Raw genomic sequence first — 20182 nt, 5'->3', positions numbered from 1 at the left:
CTCTCGACTACCTGGGACGTAACGATGATCAGGTGAAGATTCGCGGCGCGCGGATCGAACTGGGCGAGATCGAAGCGCAGCTAAGCCGGTTGCCGGGTATCGAAGAAGCGCTGGTGCTGGCCCGAGAGGACGAACCGGGCCAGCCAAGGCTGGCGGCGTATTTCATCGAGCGCGACGTTTCGCTGTCGACGCCGGTGTCCGAACTGCGCACTGCCTTGCTGGCAGTGCTGCCGGGCTACATGGTGCCCAGCGCCTTTGTGCGTCTGGACGCCTGGCCGCTGACGGCCAATGGCAAGGTTGACCGCAAGGCCCTGCCCATGCCGGATCGCGAGGCGCTTCCGGATCGGGACTACGAGGCCCCCCAGGGGCCGGTGGAAACGGCCGTGGCCGAGATCTGGAGTTCATTGCTGCACGTCGAGCAGGTGGGGCGTCATGACCACTTCTTCGAGCTGGGCGGGCATTCGCTGCTGGCCGTCAACCTGATCGCGCAAATGCGCCGCCAGGGGCTCGATGCCGATATTCGCACCCTGTTCACACAGCCGACGCTGGCCGCGCTGGCTGCTTCGGTGGGTGGCGTAAATGAAATAACAGTTCCGGAAAATGCCATCCCGGACAACTGCACGCGCATCACGCCGGAGCTGCTGCCGCTGGCCGATCTCGATCAGGCCGCCATCGACCTCATTGTTGCCAATGTGCCCGGCGGCGTGGCGACTGTGCAGGATATCTACCCGCTGGCGCCACTGCAGGAGGGGATTCTCTACCACCACCTGGCTGCCGAACAAGGCGACCCGTACGTCCTGCAAACAGTATTCGAGACTGCTGACCGCACACGTCTGAACGCCTTTGTCGATGCCCTGCAAAGCGTGATTGATCGCCACGACATCCTGCGCACTGCCGTGCTTTGGCAAGGCCTGGAAACGCCGGTGCAGGTGGTCTGTCGTCAGGCTCGGCTGTTGCCGGAACAGGTCGAACTCGACCCGCTCGAGGGGCCGATCATGGCGCAGCTGCAACAGCGCTTCGACCCTCGCCATTCGCGGCTGGACATGAGCCAGGCACCCCTTCTGCGGCTGATCTTCGCCGAAGACCGGCACAACCAGCGTTGTGCGGCGATCCTGCTGTTCCATCACATGGTCCTCGACCATACAGCGATGGAGATTGTGCTCCACGACATGCAGGCGCACCTGCTGGGACAGACTGACCAACTCGAAGCCGCCATTCCGTATCGCAACTATGTGGCCCAGGCTCGACTGGGTGTAAGCCGCGAGGCCCACGAAGCGTTTTTCCGCGAATTGCTCGCTGACATTGACGAACCGACGCTGCCGTTCGGCCTGCTGGATGTGCAAGGGGATGGCCGCGACGTTGAAGAAAGCAGCCTGACACTGGACCGGCAGTTGAACAGGCGCCTGCGCGCCCAGGCTCGGCAGTTGGGGGTAAGCGCCGCGAGTCTGATGCACCTGGCGTGGGCTCAGGTACTGAGTCAGGTATCGGGCAGGCACACCGTGGTATTCGGCACCGTGTTGATGGGCCGCATGCAGAGTGGCGAAGGTGCCGAGCGGGCGTTGGGCATGTTCATCAATACCTTGCCGCTGCGCGTCGATCTGGCCGGGCAGGGTGCACGGGCCGGCGTACGCGCGACCCATGCCCGACTCACCGCATTGCTCGGCCATGAACACGCGCCGTTGGTGCTGGCGCAGCGTTGCAGCGGCGTGGCGGCGCCGTTGCCGTTGTTCAGCGCGCTGCTCAACTACCGCCACAGCAGCGTGGCAGAACCCGCCGACGAGTCGATCGAGGCCTGGCGCGGTATCGACGTACAGAATGGCGAGGAACGCACCAACTACCCGCTGACCTTGAACGTCGATGATCAGGGCGACGGTTTCAGATTGTCAGTGCTGGTGACCGGCAAGGTCGGTGCCGGACGAGTCTGCGGGTATATGCAGACCGCGCTGGACAATCTGCTTACTGCGCTGGAGCAGTCACCGGACGCTGCGCTCGAAAGCCTGCCGATCCTGCCTGTTGCCGAGCGTGAGCAGTTGCTGGTGCAGTTCAACGCCACCGAGATGGATTACCCGCAGCAGCAGACCATTCATGGCTTGTTCGAAACGCAGGTCGAGCGCACGCCGCAGGCGCTTGCAGTGGTCCACGGCGAACAGCGCCTGACCTATCGCGAGCTTAACGAGCAGGCCAACCGCCTGGCGCATGCCTTGCGCAAGCAGGGTGTGCAGCCGGATTCCAGGGTCGGGATCTGTGTAGAACGCGGCGCGGAAATGGTCGTCGGCTTGCTGGCAATCCTCAAGGCGGGTGGCGGTTACGTGCCGCTGGACCCGGCTTATCCAGCGGAACGTATTGCTTACATGTTGCAGGACAGCGCACCGGCTGCCGTGCTGACGCAGTCGGCAACTGAAGCGTTACTGGCCAACGTTTCGGTGCCAGTCATCAACCTTGACCTGGGCAACTGGCAGGACGAATCCATCCAGAACCCACAGGTGCCCGGGCTGACTTGCGCGCATCTGGCGTACCTGATCTACACCTCGGGCTCCACCGGCTTGCCGAAAGGCGTGATGATCGAGCACCGCAACACGGTGAACTTCCTCAGTTGGGCGCACACGGCATTCGACGGCTCTGCACTGGAAAAAACCCTGTTCTCCACCTCACTGAACTTCGACCTTGCGGTCTACGAGTGCTTCGCGCCGCTCACCTCAGGGGGCAGCATCGAGGTGGTCAGGAACGTGCTGGAACTGCAATACGGCGGGCACGATATCGGCCTGATCAACACCGTGCCGTCGGCGCTCAAGGCGCTGCTGGAAATCAACGCGCTGCCAGCGTCGGTGCATACCGTCAACGTCGCCGGTGAAGCGCTCAAACGCAGTCTGGTGGAAAACCTGTTCGAGAAGACCGGCGTGCAGCGCCTGTGCAACCTCTATGGCCCGTCGGAAACCACCACTTACTCCAGCTGGGTGGCGATGGATCGCGAACACGGCTTCGCCGCACACATCGGCAAACCGGTCGGCAACACCCGGTTTTACCTGCTGGACAGCCAACAGCAACCCGTTCCACTGGGCATTGCGGGGGAGATCTACATTGGCGGCGCGGGCGTGGCGCGTGGCTACCTCAACCGTGACGACCTGACTGCCGAACGCTTCCTTGCGGATCCGTTCAGCCAACAACCGCAGGCACGCATGTACCGCACCGGCGACCTTGGCCGCTATCTGCCAGACGGCAATATCGAATACCTGGGCCGTAACGACGACCAGGTGAAGATTCGCGGCTTCCGGATCGAACTGGGCGAGATCGACGCGTGTCTGGCCAGGCATCCTGCCGTCCAGGATGCGGTAGTCACCGCCCGTGAAGACGTCCCCGGTGAAAAACGTCTGGTGGCGTATTACACGGTCCAGTCCGCGCAAACGGAGCCGGTCATCGACAGCCTGCGCGGCTGGCTGCTGGGGCAGTTGCCAGCCTACATGGTCCCGGTGGCTTACGTACGTCTCGACGCATTGCCTCTCACGCCCAACGGCAAACTCGACCGCAAGGCGCTGCCTGAGCCGGGCGAGGGCGCGTTGACAAGCCGTAGCTATGAAGCCCCGCAAGGCGAGAGGGAAATACTGATCGCCGGGATCTGGCAAGACTTGCTGGGTGTCACGCAGGTTGGACGGCATGACCACTTTTTCGAGCTGGGCGGCCACTCTCTGCTCGCTGTCAGCCTGATGGAACGCATGCGTCAGGAAGGTTTGGAGGCCGAAGTCAAGTCGCTGTTCAAACACCCCACCCTCATGGAATACGCAGCAACAACGGAAAGAATGGAGATTGTTCTGTGAGCATGATCGAGCTGTTGGCATTACTGGAAGAGAAAGATGTGCAGCTTGCCGTCAAGGGCGACCAACTGATCGTCAGCGGCAAGCGCCAGTCCCTCACGGAGCCAGCCGTGCTGGCGCTGTTGCGCGAGAACAAGGCCGCGTTGATCGAGTTGATCAATGCCGGCGAGTATTACAGCGGCAAGGCCGATGAAGTGGACGTTCCTGCCCAGGCGATTGCGCCGGGCTGCGAGCGCATTACGCCGGACATGTTGCCGTTGATCGAGCTCGACCAGGCAGCCATCGAGACCATCATTGCCCGCGTCCCTGGCGGCGTGCGCAATGTGCAGGACATCTACCCGCTGGCGCCGTTGCAGGAAGGCATTCTTTATCACCACATCGCCGCCGAACAAGGCGATCCTTACGTACTGCAGGCACAGTTTACGATTGCCAGCCGGGAACGTTTCGACGCGTTCACCACGGCCTTGCAGCAGGTCATCGACCGCCACGACATCCTGCGTACCGGCGTGGTATGGGAAGGCCTGGACGAGCCGGCTCAAGTCGTGTGGCGCAAGGCTGACCTGGTGCTCAGCGAAATCACCCTTGAGCCTGCCGCCGGCACCGCCAGCGAGCAGTTGCAACAACGCTTCGACCCACGGCATTACCGCCTCGATATCAGCCAGGCACCCTTGCTGCGGCTGGCCTTCACCCACGACGTCGCCAACCAGTGCTGGGTGGCGATGCTGCTGTTTCACCACATCGCCATCGACCATGCGGCGCTGGACCAGATCCATCATGAACTCCATGCGCACCTGGGCGGTCAGGCCCACACCCTGGGCGAGCCGGTGCCTTATCGCAACTACGTGGCCCAGGCCCGGCTCGGCGTCACGAACAAGCAGCACGAAGGTTTTTTCCGCGAGATGCTCGGCGACGTCGATGAACCCACATTGCCGTTAGGCCTGCACGATGTGCGCGGCGACGGTCATGGTATCGAAGAAGCGCATCAGACCCTGCCTGTAGCGCTGAGTCGGCGCTTGCGAAATCAGGCCCGACTGCAAGGGGTCAGCGCGGCGAGCCTGCATCACCTTGCCTGGGCACAGGTGCTCGGGCGCCTGTGCGGGCGCAACGATGTCGTGTTCGGCACGGTGCTGATCGGCCGTATGCGCGGCGGCGAGGGGGTTCGCCGGGCCTTGGGGATGTTTATCAATACCTTGCCGCTGCGGGTGGACGTGGGTGAGCAGGATGTGCGCAGCGGGGTCAAGGCCACCCATGCACGCTTGACAGCATTGCTCGGCCACGAACACGCCTCGCTGGCGTTGGCCCAGCGTTGCAGCGGTGTATCGGCTCCGACGCCACTGTTCAGCGCACTGCTCAACTATCGCCACAGTTCCGCTGAAGCGGCGCCCGATCAGGAAGTGACCGATCAGGCCGCTCAACTCTGGGAAGGGATCGAGGTGAGGGGCGGCGAAGAACGCACCAATTACCCGTTGATTTTATCCCTCGACGATTTTGGCGAAGGATTCGGCCTGACTGTTCAGGCTGTCGCCGGTATCGGTGCCCGGCGGGTTTGCGGCTATGTGCAGACGGCGCTGGAAAGCCTGGTCCAGGCACTGGAGCAGACGCCGCAGGCACCGTTGAACAGCCTGCCGATCCTGTCGACCGACGAGCGTGAGCAGTTGCTGGTGGATTTCAACGACACCGCGCTGTATTACCCGCAACAGCAGACCATTCATGGCCTGTTCGAAGCACAGGTCGAGCGCACGCCTCAGGCGCTGGCCGTGGTTCATGACGAGCAACGCCTGACGTATGGCGAGCTTAACGAACAGGCCAACCGTCTGGCCCATGCCCTGCGCAAGCAGGGCGTGCAGCCGGATTCGCGGGTCGGGATATGTGTTGAACGCGGCGTGGAGATGGTCGTCGGTCTGCTGGCGATTCTCAAGGCAAGCGGCGGGTATGTGCCGCTGGACCCAGCTTATCCGGCAGAACGGATCGCTTATATGCTGCAGGACAGCGCTCCGGCAGCGGTGCTGGCGCAATCGGCGACCGAGGCGTTACTGGCCGACGTTTCGGTGCCAGTGATCAACCTTGATTTGAACAACTGGCAGGACGAATCCGCCCGAAATCCGCAGGTGCAGGGGCTGACTTCCGCGCATCTGGCGTACCTGATCTACACCTCGGGTTCGACCGGTCTGCCGAAAGGCGTGATGATCGAGCACCGCAACACCGTGAACTTCCTGACCTGGGCGCATAAGGCTTTCGAGGCCGGCACAGACAACTCGGCACTGGAAAAAACGCTGTTCTCCACGTCATTGAACTTCGACCTCGCAGTCTATGAATGCTTTGCGCCCCTCACCTCAGGCGGAAGTATCGAAGTCGTCAAGAACGTGCTGGAGCTGCAACACGGCGATCATGATATCGGCCTGATCAACACCGTACCGTCGGCGCTGAAAGCACTGTTGGATGTTGATGGGCTGCCGGCATCGGTGCACACCGTGAACGTGGCCGGTGAAGCGCTGAAGCGCAGTCTGGTCGAGTCGCTGTTCGAGAAGACCGGCGTGCAGCGCCTGTGCAACCTCTACGGCCCTTCGGAAACCACCACCTATTCAAGCTGGGTGGCCATGGATCGCGAAGACGGCTTCGCTGCGCACATCGGCAAACCGGTCGGCAACACGCAGTTTTACCTGCTGGACGATCAACAGCAGCCTGTGCCACTGGGTGTAGCCGGTGAGATCTACATTGGCGGTGCCGGTGTGGCCCGTGGTTACCTGAACCGCGACGACCTGACCGCCGAGCGCTTCCTCAACGACCCGTTCAGCCAAAACCCAGCGGCACGCATGTACCGCACCGGCGACCTTGGCCGCTACCTGCCGGATGGCAATATCGAATACCTCGGTCGTAACGACGATCAGGTGAAGATCCGTGGCTTCCGTATCGAACTCGGCGAGATCGATGCACGTCTGGCCAAACACCCGGCAGTCCATGAAGCGGTAGTCACCGCGCGCGAAGATGTGCCGGGCGACAAGCGTCTGGTGGCTTATTACAGCGTCCAGCCCGCGCAAGCGGAACCGGGCATCGACAGCTTGCGCGGCTGGCTGCAGGAACAACTCCCGGCCTACATGATCCCTGTGGCCTACGTGCGTCTCGACGCAATGCCGCTGACTCCGAACGGCAAGCTCGACCGCAAGGCGCTGCCAGCGCCGGAAAGTGACTCACTGATCAGCCGTGGCTACGAAGCCCCGATAGGTGAAACCGAAACGCAGATCGCGGCTCTCTGGCAAGACTTGCTGGGCATTGAGCAGGTCGGCAGACATGACAACTTCTTCGAGCTGGGCGGACACTCGTTGTTGGCCGTCAGCCTGATAGGGCATATGCGTCAGCTGGGCCTGAGCGCCGATGTGCGGGCGCTGTTCGGCCAGCCGACGCTGGCCGCACTGGCGGCTGCCGTCGGTGGTGGCACGGGAGTGGTGGTGCCGGCCAATCTGATCACCGGGGATTGCAAACGCATTACACCCGAGCTGCTGCCGCTGATCGATCTGACCCAGGTGCAGATCGATCAAGTCGTGGCAACCGTGCCGGGTGGCGTGGCGAATGTGCAGGACATCTATCCGCTGGCGCCGTTGCAGGAAGGTATTCTTTATCACCACCTGGCCGCCGAAATCGGCGATCCCTATGTGTTGCAGACTCAGTTAGCCTTTGATAACCGCGAACGCATGGACGCCTTTGTTCAAGCGCTGCAAACGGTTATCGACCGTCACGATATTTTGCGCACCAGTGTGGTGTGGCAAGGCCTTGAGAACCCGCTGCAGGTGGTCTGGCGTAAGGCGCAATTGCACCTTGAAGCGCTCGAACTGGATCCTGTGAACGGTGATATCGGCGTGCAACTGCACAGCCGCTTCGACCCGCGTCACTACCGTCTGGACATCGGTCAGGCACCGTTGATGCGTGTGGCCTATGCCGAAGATCCGCGCAACCAGCGGATTTGCGCGATGTTGCTGTTTCACCACATGGCCCTGGACCACACGGCGCTGGAAGTGGTGAAGCACGAAATACAGAACGGCTTGCTCGGCGAGGCCGAAGCCTTGGCAGCGTCGGTGCCCGTGCCGTACCGCAACTATGTGGTTCAGGCACGCCAGGGTGTCAGCCAGGCTGATCACGAAACGTTCTTCCGCGACATGCTGGGCGATATCGACGAGCCGACCCTGCCGTACGGCCTGCTGGATGTGCAGGGCGATGGCCGCCACGTCAAGGAAGCCAGCCTGACGCTGAACCCTCAACTGAATCTGCGCCTGCGGGCTCAGGCCCGGCAGCAAGGCGTGAGCGCCGCCAGCCTGGTGCATCTGGCCTGGGGCCAGGTGCTCGGCACTGTGTCGGGCAAGCGCGACGTGGTGTTCGGTACGGTGTTGATGGGCCGGATGCAGGCCGGTGAGGGCGCCGAACGCGCTTTGGGCATGTTCATCAACACCTTGCCGCTGCGGGTTTCGGCAGGTGAGCAGGGCGTGCGTGACGAGGTCAAGGCGACCCATAAGCGCGTGACTGCGTTACTCGGTCACGAACATGCATCCCTTGCCCTGGCCCAGCGTTGCAGCGGCGTTGCCGCACCGACGCCGCTTTTCAGCGCCTTGCTCAACTACCGCCACAGTGCAGCTGCCAGCGTTTCCGAACAGGCGGTCCAGGCATGGCAAGGTATTCATGTTCTGAGCAGTGAAGAACGTGCCAATTATCCACTGAGCTTGAGCGTCGATGACTTTGGCGACGGTTTCAGCCTGAATGCACAGGCGGTGGCGGGTATCGATGCGCGGCGCATCTGCGACTACATGCAGACCGCCTTGAGTCATCTGGTCGAGGCCCTTGAATCCGCCCCGGATTCAGCCGTGTGCGACCTGCCGGTAGTGCCGGAAGCCGAGCGGCAGCAACTGCTGCTTGCATTCAACGACACCGCGCAGGACTACCCGCGGCAGCAGACCGTGCACGCCATGATCGAAGCCCGGGCGGCCAGCGCGCCTGAAAGTGTGGCGGCTCAGATGGGCGAGCAGTGCCTGCACTACGGCGAGATGAACCATCGCGCCAACGCATTGGCCCATCACCTGATCAGTCTCGGCGTAGGAGTTGATGATCGCGTGGCGGTCATGGCCCGTCGCGGGCTGGACACGCTGGTGGCCATGCTCGCCGTCCTCAAGGCTGGTGCAGGCTACGTCCCGGTCGATCCGTCGCACCCTGACGAGCGCATTGCCTATCTGCTGGCCGACAGCGCACCCAAAGTGCTGCTGACCCAGCAGGCTCTGATGAGCCGCGTGCCGGAAACGGCTGTACCGGTCATCGCCTTCGACCGTCCCGAATGGCCGCAACGCCTGGACAACCCGCAGATGGCCGGGCTCAACGCCACGCATCTGGCGTACGTGATCTACACCTCCGGCTCCACGGGTCAGCCAAAGGGCGTGATGGTCGAGCACCGCACCCTCGGTAACCTGATCGACTGGCATTGTCAGACCTTCGATCTGCAGGCTGGCAGCCATACCGCCAGCGTCGCAGGCTTCGGCTTCGACGCCATGGCCTGGGAAGTCTGGCCGGCGCTGTGTACCGGGGCGACCCTGCACCTGCCGCCTGCGGACGTGAGCAATGAACAGATCGATGCGCTGCTCGACTGGTGGATCGCCCAGCCGCTGCAGGTGGCTTTCCTGCCGACGCCGGTCGCCGAATACGCCTTCAGCCGCGGCCTGACTCACCCCACCTTGCGTACGCTATTGATCGGCGGTGATCGTCTGCGCCAGTTCCAGCGTGATCCGGGCTTCACCGTCATCAACAACTATGGCCCGACCGAGGCCACGGTGGTCGCCACGTCGGGGCGCTTGTTGCCCGACGGCAGCCTCGACATCGGCACACCGATTGCCAATACCCGCGTGTACCTGCTCGACGAGCATCAGCAACTGGTGCCGCTGGGTGTGGCGGGCGAGCTGTACGTCGCCGGGGCGGGCGTGGCGCGGGGTTACCTGAATCGGCCGGAGATGACCGCCGAGCGTTTCCTGCGTGATCCGTTCCACGCCGATGCACGGATGTACCGCACCGGCGACCTGGCACGCTGGAACGCCGACGGCACTCTCGACTACCTGGGGCGTAACGATGATCAGGTGAAAATCCGCGGCTTACGCGTTGAGCTGGGTGAAATCGAAGCGCGCCTGACCGAACACGCCGAGGTTCGTGAAGCCGTGGTGCTGTGCCGCCAGGACGTGCCTGACGAGAAGCGTCTGGTGGCCTATGTCACGACGCGGCAGCCTGAAACCGTGCTCGATATCGAACACCTGCGCAACCATCTGCAAGGTACATTGCCGGACTACATGGTGCCGGTAGCTTATGTACAGCTCGATGCGCTGCCGCTGACCGCCAACGGCAAGCTCGACCGCAAGGCCCTGCCAATGCCCGATGCGCAATCGCTGATCAGTCGTGGCTATGCAGCACCACAGGGCGAGGTCGAGACCCTGCTGGCATCGATCTGGGCTGACGTACTCAAGGTCGAACAGGTCGGTCGCCATGACCACTTCTTCGAACTGGGCGGCCACTCGCTGCTCGCCGTTAAATTGATCGAACGCATGCGTCAGGTCGGCCTGAGTGCCGATGTGCGCGTACTGTTCAGCCAGCCTACGCTGGCGGCACTGGCGACAGCGGTCGGCGGTGGCACGGAAGTCGTCGTGCCGGCCAATCTGATTCCGGAACGCTGTGAACAAATCACCCCGGACCTGCTGCCGCTGATCAGCCTGACTCAGGCGCAGATCGACCGCGTGGTAAAGCATGTGCCAGGCGGTGCCACTAACGTAAAGGACATTTACCCGCTGGCGCCTTTGCAGGCAGGTATTCTCTATCACCACATCAGTGCCGAGCAGGGCGACCCGTACACCCTGAAAGCGCTGTTCAGTCTGCGCGACCGCGCACGACTGGACGATTTCAGTCACGCCTTGCAAGGGGTGATCAATCGTCACGATATCCTGCGCACCGCTGTGCTGTGGGAAGGTCTCGACGAACCGCTGCAAGTGGTGCTGCGTCAGGCTGAAATGCGCGTCACCGAGTTGTGCCTCGACCCGGCAGACGGCCCGATTGATGAACAGTTGCACGAGCGCTTCGATCCCCGGCATTACCGCCTCGATGTGCGTCAAGCGCCTTTGATGCAGATTGTCTTTAGCCATGATCCGCTCAACGATCGCTGGCTGGCGATGCTGCTGTTCCATCACCTGGTCAACGACGCCACCTCGCTGTACGTGGTGCTGCACGAAATGCAGGCGCACCTGCTTGGTCAGGGTGCTTCTCTGGGTCAGAGCGTGCCGTATCGCAACTACGTGGCCCAGGCCCGCCTGGGTGTCAGCGAGGCGCAGCACGAAGCGTTCTTCCGCGAGATGCTCGGCGACATCGACGAGCCGACGCTGCCGTTCGGTTTGCAGGATGTGCAGGACGGCGGCGGTGACATCGAAGAGGCGAGCGTGAGCCTGCCCGCTGAACTGAACCTGCGTCTGCGGGCCCAGGCCCGACAGGCGGGCGTCAGCGCCGCGAGCCTGATGCACCTGGCCTGGGCGCGGGTGCTCGGCAGTATATCGGCCCGTGAACAGGTGGTGTTCGGCACGGTACTGCTGGGCCGTATGCAGGCCGGCGAGGGTGCCGACCACTCGTTGGGCATGTTTATCAACACCTTGCCGCTGCGCGTCGATATTGGCGCGACAACGGTGGTCGATGGATTGAAAGCGACCCACGGGCAACTGACGGCCTTGCTGGGCCACGAACACGCGCCACTGGTACTCGCCCAGCGTTGCAGCGGCGTGGATGCCCCGGCGCCACTGTTCAGTGCGTTGCTCAACTATCGGCACAGTGTGGTGAGCGATGTTTGCGCAGAAACCGCCACAGCCTGGGACGGGATCGAGTCTTTCGGCGCCAAAGACCATACCAACTACCCGCTGACCCTGAATATCGATGACGTGGGCAACGGTTTCAACCTGACGGTACTGGTCAGCAGCACCATCGGCGCCAAACGGGTCTGTGGCTACATGCAGACCGTGCTGGAGCATCTGGTGAATGCGCTGGAGCGGTCACCGTCGTCGGCCCTCGACAGCCTGCCGATACTGCCGGCTGCCGAACGTGAGCAGTTGCTGGTGGCGTTCAACGACACCGCACTGGACTACCCTCAACAGCAGACTGTGCATAGCCTGTTTGAAACTCAGGTACGTTCGTCCCCCGAGGCTTGCTCGGCAATCCACGACGATGTTGCTGTGAGCTATGCACAACTCAACACCCGGGCCAATCGTCTGGCGCGGCATCTGCTGGGGCTCGGCGTACAGCCGGGTGACAGCGTGGCGATTCTGCTGGAACGCAGCCTCGACCTGATCGCCAGCCAGTTGGCGGTGCTCAAGTGCGCGGCGGTGTATGTGCCGCTGGACGTCAATGCACCGGCCGAACGTCAGGCGTTCATGGTTGAGGACAGCCAGGCGCGTGTATTGCTGACCCACAGCCACCTATCGCTGGCAACCGCTGCGCAGCGTGTTGACCTCGAGCAACTGACGCTGGATGGCTTGAGTGGCGATGATCTGACACTGCCGCAGTCCAGCGAAAGCGTCGCCTACATCATGTATACCTCTGGCTCGACGGGTGTTCCGAAAGGTGTGCTGGTGCCGCACAGGGCCATCAGCCGTCTGGTGATCAACAACGGCTACGCTGATTTCAATGCACAGGATCGTGTAGCGTTCGCTTCCAATCCTGCGTTTGATGCCAGCACGCTGGATGTCTGGGCACCGTTGCTCAATGGCGGCTGCGTGGTGGTGATCGGGCAGACCGATGTGTTGTCTCCGCGCGAGTTCCAGCGCCTGCTGCTGGAACAATCGGTGACTGTGCTATGGATGACCGCCGGGTTGTTCCATCAATACGCTTCGGGTCTGAGCGAAGCCTTTTCGCGTCTGCGCTACCTGATCGTCGGCGGCGATGTGCTGGACCCGGCGGTGATTGGCCGGGTCTTGAAAGAAGGCGCCCCGCGACACTTGCTCAACGGCTACGGCCCGACCGAAGCGACGACCTTTTCCACGACCCATGAGATCACCTCGGTCGGCAACCGCGGTATTCCTGTCGGCCGCCCGATTGGCAACAGCCAGGTTTATGTGCTCGATACCCTGCGCCAACCGGTGGCGGTGGGCGTGGTCGGTGAGCTTTACATCGGCGGGCAGGGCGTGGCCAAGGGTTACCTGAACCGCCCGGAGCTGAATGCTACACAGTTTGTCGCCAACCCTTTCAGCGACGACGCTGGAGCCCTGTTGTACCGCACCGGTGACCTTGGCCGCTGGAACGCGGACGGGGTCATCGAGTATCTGGGCCGAAACGACGACCAGATGAAAATCCGTGGTTTCCGTATCGAACCGGGTGAAATCGAAGCGCGTCTGGTCGAATGCCCTGGCGTCAGCGAGGCCGTCGTGCTGGCCCGCCAGGACGAGCCTGGACAAAAGCGCTTGGTAGCTTACGTCGTCGGCGAAGACAGCAGCGCCTTGTCAGCGGTCGAACTGCGCCGTGAACTGGCAGCGTCGCTGGCCGACTACATGGTGCCGAGCGCCTTTGTCATGCTGGATGCGTTGCCGCTGACCGCCAACGGCAAGCTTGATCGCCGAGCCCTGCCGGTACCGGACGCCGACGCCTATGCCAGCCGTGAATTCGAGGCACCCGAGGGTGAAGTGGAAATCGCCCTGGCGCGCTTATGGTGCGAATTGCTCAACGTTGAACGCGTCGGCCGTCACGATCACTTCTTTGAACTCGGCGGGCACTCGCTGCTGGCCGTCAGCCTGATCGAGCGCATGCGTCAGGCAGACCTGAGTGCCGATGTACGCGTGCTGTTCAGCCAGCCTACGCTGACGGCACTGGCGGCAGCAGTCGGGGGTGGCAGCGAAATTGTGGTGCCGGCCAATCTGATCACCGAGGATTGCCAGCGCATTACGCCTGAGCTATTGCCACTGGCCAACCTGACCCAGCCGCAGATCGATCAAGTCGTAGCCACCGTGCCGGGCGGCGTGGCCAATGTGCAGGATATCTACGCGCTGGCACCGTTGCAGGAAGGCATTCTCTATCACCACATGGCAGCCGAGACCGGCGACCTTTATGTGCTGCAGACCCAGTTCGCCTTTGACAACCGCCAGCGCCTGGACGCCTTCGTCCAGGCCTTGCAAAGGGTTATTGATCGTCACGACATTCTGCGCACCAGCGTGGTATGGGACGGTCTGGACTCGCCGGTGCAGGTGGTTTGGCGCAAGGCGCAATTGCACCTTGAAGGGCTTGAACTTGACCCGGCGGACGGTGAGATCGGCGCGCAACTGCACTGCCGCTTCGATCCGCGTCACTACTGTCTCGATATGACTCAAGCGCCCCTGATGCGCCTGGTCCATGCCGAGGACCCGCGCAACCAGCGAATCACTGCGATGCTGCTGTTCCACCACATGGTCCTGGACCATATGGCCATGGAAGTGGTGCAGCATGAAATGCAGGCCTGGCTGCTGGGCGAAGTCGAAGCCTTGTCGGCGCCCGTGCCATACCGCAATTATGTGGCCCAGGCACGTCTGGGCGTCAGCCAGGCGGATCACGAAGTGTTTTTCCGCGACATGCTCGGCGATATCGACGAACCGACACTGCCGTTCGGCCTGACGAATGCGCAGGGCGATGACCTTGATATCGAAGAAGCCAGCCTGATGCTGGATCCTCAACTCAATCTGCGCCTGCGTGCTCAGGCCCGACAACAGGGGGTGAGTGCCGCCAGCCTGGTGCACTTGGCCTGGGCTCAGGTTCTGGGCAAGGTGTCAAACAGGCAGGACGTCGTGTTCGGCACCGTGCTGATGGGCCGGATGCAGGCAGGGGAAGGCGCCGATCGGGCTTTGGGAATGTTCATCAACACCTTGCCGCTGCGGGTGTCGGTGGGCGAGCAGGGCGTGCGTGAAGGAGTCAGAGCCACTCATAAATGCTTGACTGCCTTGCTCGGTCACGAATATGCCTCACTGGCGTTGGCCCAGCGTTGCAGCGGGGTTGCCGTACAGACACCACTGTTCAACGCACTGCTCAATTATCGCCACAGTGGGGTCGGTAGTGTGTCCGAGCAGGCCATGCAGGCCTGGCAGGGCATTCATGCCCTGAGCAACGAGGAACGCACCAACTACCCGCTGACCTTGAACGTCGATGATCTGGCCGACGGGTTCAGCCTGACGGCTTTGGTGGTTTCGTCAATCGGCGCACAACGTGTATGCGGCTACATGCATACGGCGCTGGAAAACCTGTTGACGGCGCTGGAGCAGACGCCAGAAACGCCGTTGCACGGTTTGTCGATTCTGCCGGCGGCCGAGTGCGAGCAGTTGCTGGTGGCGTTCAACGACACTGTGCTGGATTACCCGCAGCAGCAGACCATTCACGGGATGTTTGAAGCACAGGTCGAGCGCACGCCGGATGCTTTGGCAGTGGTTCATGGCGAGCAGCGCCTGACCTATGGCGAGCTCAACGAGCAGGCCAACCGCCTGGCGCATGCCTTGCGCAAGCAGGGCGTGCAGCCGGATTCCCGCGTCGGGATCTGTGTTGAGCGCAGTGCCGAGATGGTCGTCGGTTTGCTGGCGATCCTCAAGGCAGGTGGCGGTTATGTGCCGCTGGACCCGGCGTATCCGGCAGAACGCATTGCCTACATGTTGCAGGACAGCGCTCCGGCAGCGGTGCTGGTTCAAACCGCTACTCAGGGCTTGCTGGCCGACGTTTCGGTGCCTGTGATCAATCTTGATCTGAGCCACTGGCAGGACGAATCCGTCCAGAATCCGCAGGTCAAAGGGCTGACTTCGGCGCATCTGGCGTACCTGATCTACACCTCGGGTTCGACCGGTCTGCCAAAGGGCGTGATGATCGAACACCGCAACACCGTGAACTTCCTGACCTGGGCGCATAAGGCTTTCGACAGCTCTGCACTGGAAAAAACGCTGTTCTCCACTTCGCTGAACTTCGACCTCGCGGTCTACGAGTGCTTCGCGCCGCTGACGTCGGGTGGCAGCATCAATGTGGTGAAGGATGTTCTGGAACTGCAACACGGCGAGCACGATATCGGCCTGATCAACACCGTACCGTCTGCGCTGAAAGCACTGTTGGATGTTGATGGGCTGCCGGCATCGGTGCACACCGTGAACGTGGCCGGTGAAGCGCTGAAACGCAGTCTGGTAGAAAACCTGTTCGAGAAGACTCGCGTCCAGCGCCTGTGCAACCTCTACGGCCCTTCGGAAACCACCACTTACTCAAGCTGGGTGGCCATGGATCGCGAAGACGGCTTCGCTGCGCACATCGGCAAGCCGGTCGGCAATACACAGTTTTACCTGCTGGACGAGCAACAGCAGCCTGTGCCACTGGGTGTTGCCGGTGAGATCTACATTGGCGGTGCCGGTGTGGCACGGGGTTACCTGAACCGTGACGATCTGACCGCCGAGCGCTTCCTCGAAGACCCGTTCAGCCAACAGCCAGCGGCACGCATGTACCGCACCGGCGACCTTGGCCGCTACCTGCCTGACGGCAATATCGAATACCTGGGCCGTAACGATGATCAGGTGAAGATCCGCGGCTTCCGTATCGAGCTGGGCGAGATCGATGCACGTTTGGCCAAACACCCGACCGTCCATGAAGCGGTGGTCACCGCCCGCGAGGACAGCCCGGGCGACAAACGCCTGGTGGCTTATTACACCGTCCAGGCAGCCCACACTGAACCGAGCATCGACAGTCTTCGCGACTGGCTGCAGGAGCAACTCCCGGCCTACATGATCCCTGTGGCTTACGTGCGTCTCGAAGCGCTGCCCCTGACCCCGAACGGCAAACTCGACCGCAAGGCCCTGCCAGCACCGGACAGTGATGCACTGATCAACCGCGAATACGAAGCCCCACAAGGCGAAACCGAAATGCAGATCGCGGCTATCTGGCAAGACCTGCTGGGCGTTGAACGGATTGGTCGTCACGACAACTTCTTCGAACTCGGCGGTCATTCGCTGCTGGCCGTCAGCCTGATCGGGCGTATGCGTCAGTCGGGCCTGAGCGTCGATGTGCGTGTGCTGTTTGGTCAGCCAACGCTGGCTGCGCTGGCAGCGGCCGTCGGCGGCGGCACCGAGATCGTGGTGCCCGCCAATCTGATTTCCGAGCACTGCAAGCACATCACCCCGGACCTGCTGCCACTGGCCGACCTGAACCAGGAACAGATCGATAAAGTGGTCGCCAGCGTGCCAGGCGGCGTAGCGAATGTGCAGGATATCTACCCGCTGGCCCCCTTGCAGGAAGGTATTCTCTATCACCATATTGCTGCCGAGCAGGGCGACCCCTATGTGCTGCAGGTGCAGTTCGCCTTCGATGACCGTGCGCGTCTGGACGCTTTCGTCGAGGCGTTGCAGGCGGTCATCGTGCGTCATGACATCCTGCGCACAGGCGTGGTCTGGAAAGGCCTGGAATCACCCGTGCAGGTGGTTTGGCGCGAGGCGCAGATGCACCTTGAGGGGCTTGAACTTGACCCGGCGGACGGTGAGATCGGCGCGCAACTGCATAGCCGTTTCGATCCGCGGCACTACCGCCTCGATATGACTCAAGCGCCCCTGATGCACCTGGTCCATGCCGAGGATCCGCGCAACCAGCGAATCACTGCGATGCTGCTGTTCCATCATATGGCCCTGGATCATATGGCTATGGAAGTGGTGCAGCATGAAATGCAGGCCTGGCTGCTGGGCGAGGCTGAAGCCTTGTCGGCGCCCGTGCCCTATCGCAATTACGTGGCTCAGGCGCGTCTGGGCGTCAGCCAGGCCGATCACGAAGTGTTTTTCCGCGACATGCTCGGCGACATCGACGAACCGACGCTGCCTTTCGGCCTGCAGGATGTGCAGGGCGATGGCCGTGATATCGAAGAAGCCGCTCTTGTAGTGGACAGCCGGTTGAACCTGCGACTGCGTGCTCAGGCCCGACGCGAGGGCGTCAGCGCAGCCAGTCTGGTGCATCTGGCCTGGGCTCAGGTGCTGGGCAGGGTTTCAAACCGCCAGGATGTCGTGTTCGGCACCGTGCTGATGGGCCGGATGCAGGTCGGCGAAGGCGCCAACTGGGCACTGGGGATGTTCATCAACACCTTGCCGCTGCGCGTTGATCTTGCAGGGCAGGGCGTGCGGGACGGGGTCAAGGCGACCCATGCCCGCCTCACTGCACTGCTCGGTCACGAACATGCTTCGCTGGCCCTGGCTCAGCGTTGCAGCGGGGTTGCCGCATCGACGCCACTGTTCAGTGCACTGCTCAATTACCGGCACAGTGCGCCTGGCAGCATATCCGAGCGGGCTACCCAGGCCTGGCAGGGCATTCATACGCTGAACAGTGAAGAACGCACCAACTATCCATTGACCTTGAACGTCGATGACCTGAGCGACGGTTTGAGGTTGTCTGTGCTGGTGTCCGGCAAGATCGGTGCCGGGCGAGTCTGCGGGTATATGCAGACCGCGCTGGAAAGCCTGCTCGTTGCGCTGGAACAGTCACCGTCCTCGGCCCTCGACAGTCTGCCGATCCTGCCTGCCGACGAGCGCGAGCAGTTGCTGGTGGGATTCAACGACACTGCGCTGGATTACCCGCACGAACAGACCATTCATGGCTTGTTCGAAGCACAGGTCGCGCGCACACCGGATGCTTTGGCAGTGCTTCATGGCGAACAGCGCCTGACCTATCGCGAGCTTAACGAGCAGGCCAACCGCCTGGCGCATGCCTTGCGCAAGCAGGGCGTGCAGCCGGATTCCCGCGTCGGGATCTGTGTTGAACGTGGCGTGGAGATGGTCGTCGGTTTGCTTGCGATCCTCAAGGCGGGTGGCGGTTATGTGCCGCTCGACCCGGCTTACCCGGCGGAACGCATCGCTTATATGCTGCACGACAGCGCACCTGCTGCCGTACTGGCTCAAACCGCTACTCAGGGCTTGCTGGCCGACGTTTCGGTGCCGGTGATCAATCTTGATACAAGCAACTGGCAGGTCGAATCCGTCCAGAATCCGCAAGTGGCGGGGCTGACCTCGGCGCACCTGGCGTACCTGATCTACACCTCGGGCTCCACCGGTCTGCCGAAAGGCGTAATGATCGAGCACCGCAATACGGTGAACTTCCTGACCTGGGCGCATAACGCTTTCGGCGCCTGCGCCCTGGAGAAAACGCTGTTCTCCACCTCGTTGAACTTCGATCTTGCGGTCTACGAATGCTTCGCGCCGCTGACGTCGGGCGGCAGCATCCACATGGTGAAAAACGTCCTTGAACTGCAACACGGCGATCACGATATCGGCCTGATCAATACCGTACCGTCGGCACTTAAGGCACTGCTGGACGTTGACGGTCTGCCGGCATCGGTTCACACCGTGAACGTTGCTGGCGAAGCGCTGAAACGCAGCCTGGTGGAATCGCTGTTCGAGAAAACCGGCGTGCAGCGCCTGTGCAACCTCTACGGCCCTTCGGAAACCACCACCTACTCAAGCTGGGTGGCCATGGACCGCAAAGATGGCTTCGCAGCGCACATCGGCAAACCGGTCGGCAATACGCAGTTTTACTTGCTGGACGAGCAACAGCAGCCTGTACCACTGGGGGTCGCGGGTGAAATCTACATCGGCGGCGCCGGTGTGGCGCGGGGCTACCTGAACCGTGATGACCTCACCGCCGAGCGTTTCCTCAAGGACCCGTTCAGCCAGCAGCCAGAGGCACGCATGTACCGCACCGGCGACCTGGGTCGTTACTTGCCAGATGGCAACATCGAATACCTGGGCCGTAACGACGATCAGGTGAAGATCCGTGGTTTCCGTATCGAACTGGGCGAGATCGAGACGTGTCTGGCCAGACACCCGGAAGTACAGGAAGCAGTGGTTGTCGCCTGTGAGGGCGCACCCGGCGAAACCCGTCTGGTGGCGTATTTCACAGCGTCCGATTCTGCACGGTTACCGGAAAGCAGCGCACTGCGCACGCACCTGCAAGAGCTGCTGCCAGACTACATGCTGCCGGCAGCCTATATGCTGCTTGATGCCTGGCCGCTGACGCCGAACGGCAAGCTGGATCGCAAGGCCCTGCCGGCGCCGGACAGCAGCGCGCTTGTCTCGCGCGCTTACGAGGCCCCGGTGGGTGACGTCGAGATCAAGCTGGCAGCGCTCTGGGCGGATCTGCTCAATGTCGAAAAGGTCGGGCGTCATGACCATTTCTTCGAACTGGGCGGGCATTCATTGCTGGCGGTGAGCCTGATCGAGCGCATGCGCCAGGCGGACCTCGAAGCGGATGTGCGAGTGCTGTTCGGTCATCCAACGCTTATTCAGGTGGCTGCCTCGGTGGGCAAGGTCAAGCGGCTGGAGGTGCCGCAGACTAAAATTCCGACATTCAATCGCAAACGTCGTATCTGA

The 20182-nt window shown here is 62.1% G+C and carries 2 protein-coding genes (1 of these 2 cut by a window edge); both read left to right on the top strand.

Translation table 11 applies throughout. The features are described from left to right. Positions 1-3812, top strand: the 3' end of a protein-coding gene (locus JOE33_RS01040; protein WP_209924019.1) for a non-ribosomal peptide synthetase. The gene continues 12223 nt to the left of window position 1, outside the view; 3812 of the gene's 16035 nt are visible here — the last part of the coding sequence; its start codon lies off the left edge, out of view; the stop codon is at positions 3810-3812. Then, complete coding sequence (locus tag JOE33_RS01035; RefSeq protein WP_209924018.1) at positions 3809-20182, top strand: non-ribosomal peptide synthetase; 16374 nt, start codon at positions 3809-3811, stop codon at positions 20180-20182. The genes JOE33_RS01040 and JOE33_RS01035 overlap by 4 nt, the downstream gene beginning before the upstream one ends.

It is taken from the genome of Pseudomonas sp. PvP027 (assembly GCF_017833005.1).
GTDB lineage: Bacteria > Pseudomonadota > Gammaproteobacteria > Pseudomonadales > Pseudomonadaceae > Aquipseudomonas > Aquipseudomonas congelans.
This window is presented reverse-complemented; position numbering and strand designations above follow the sequence as displayed.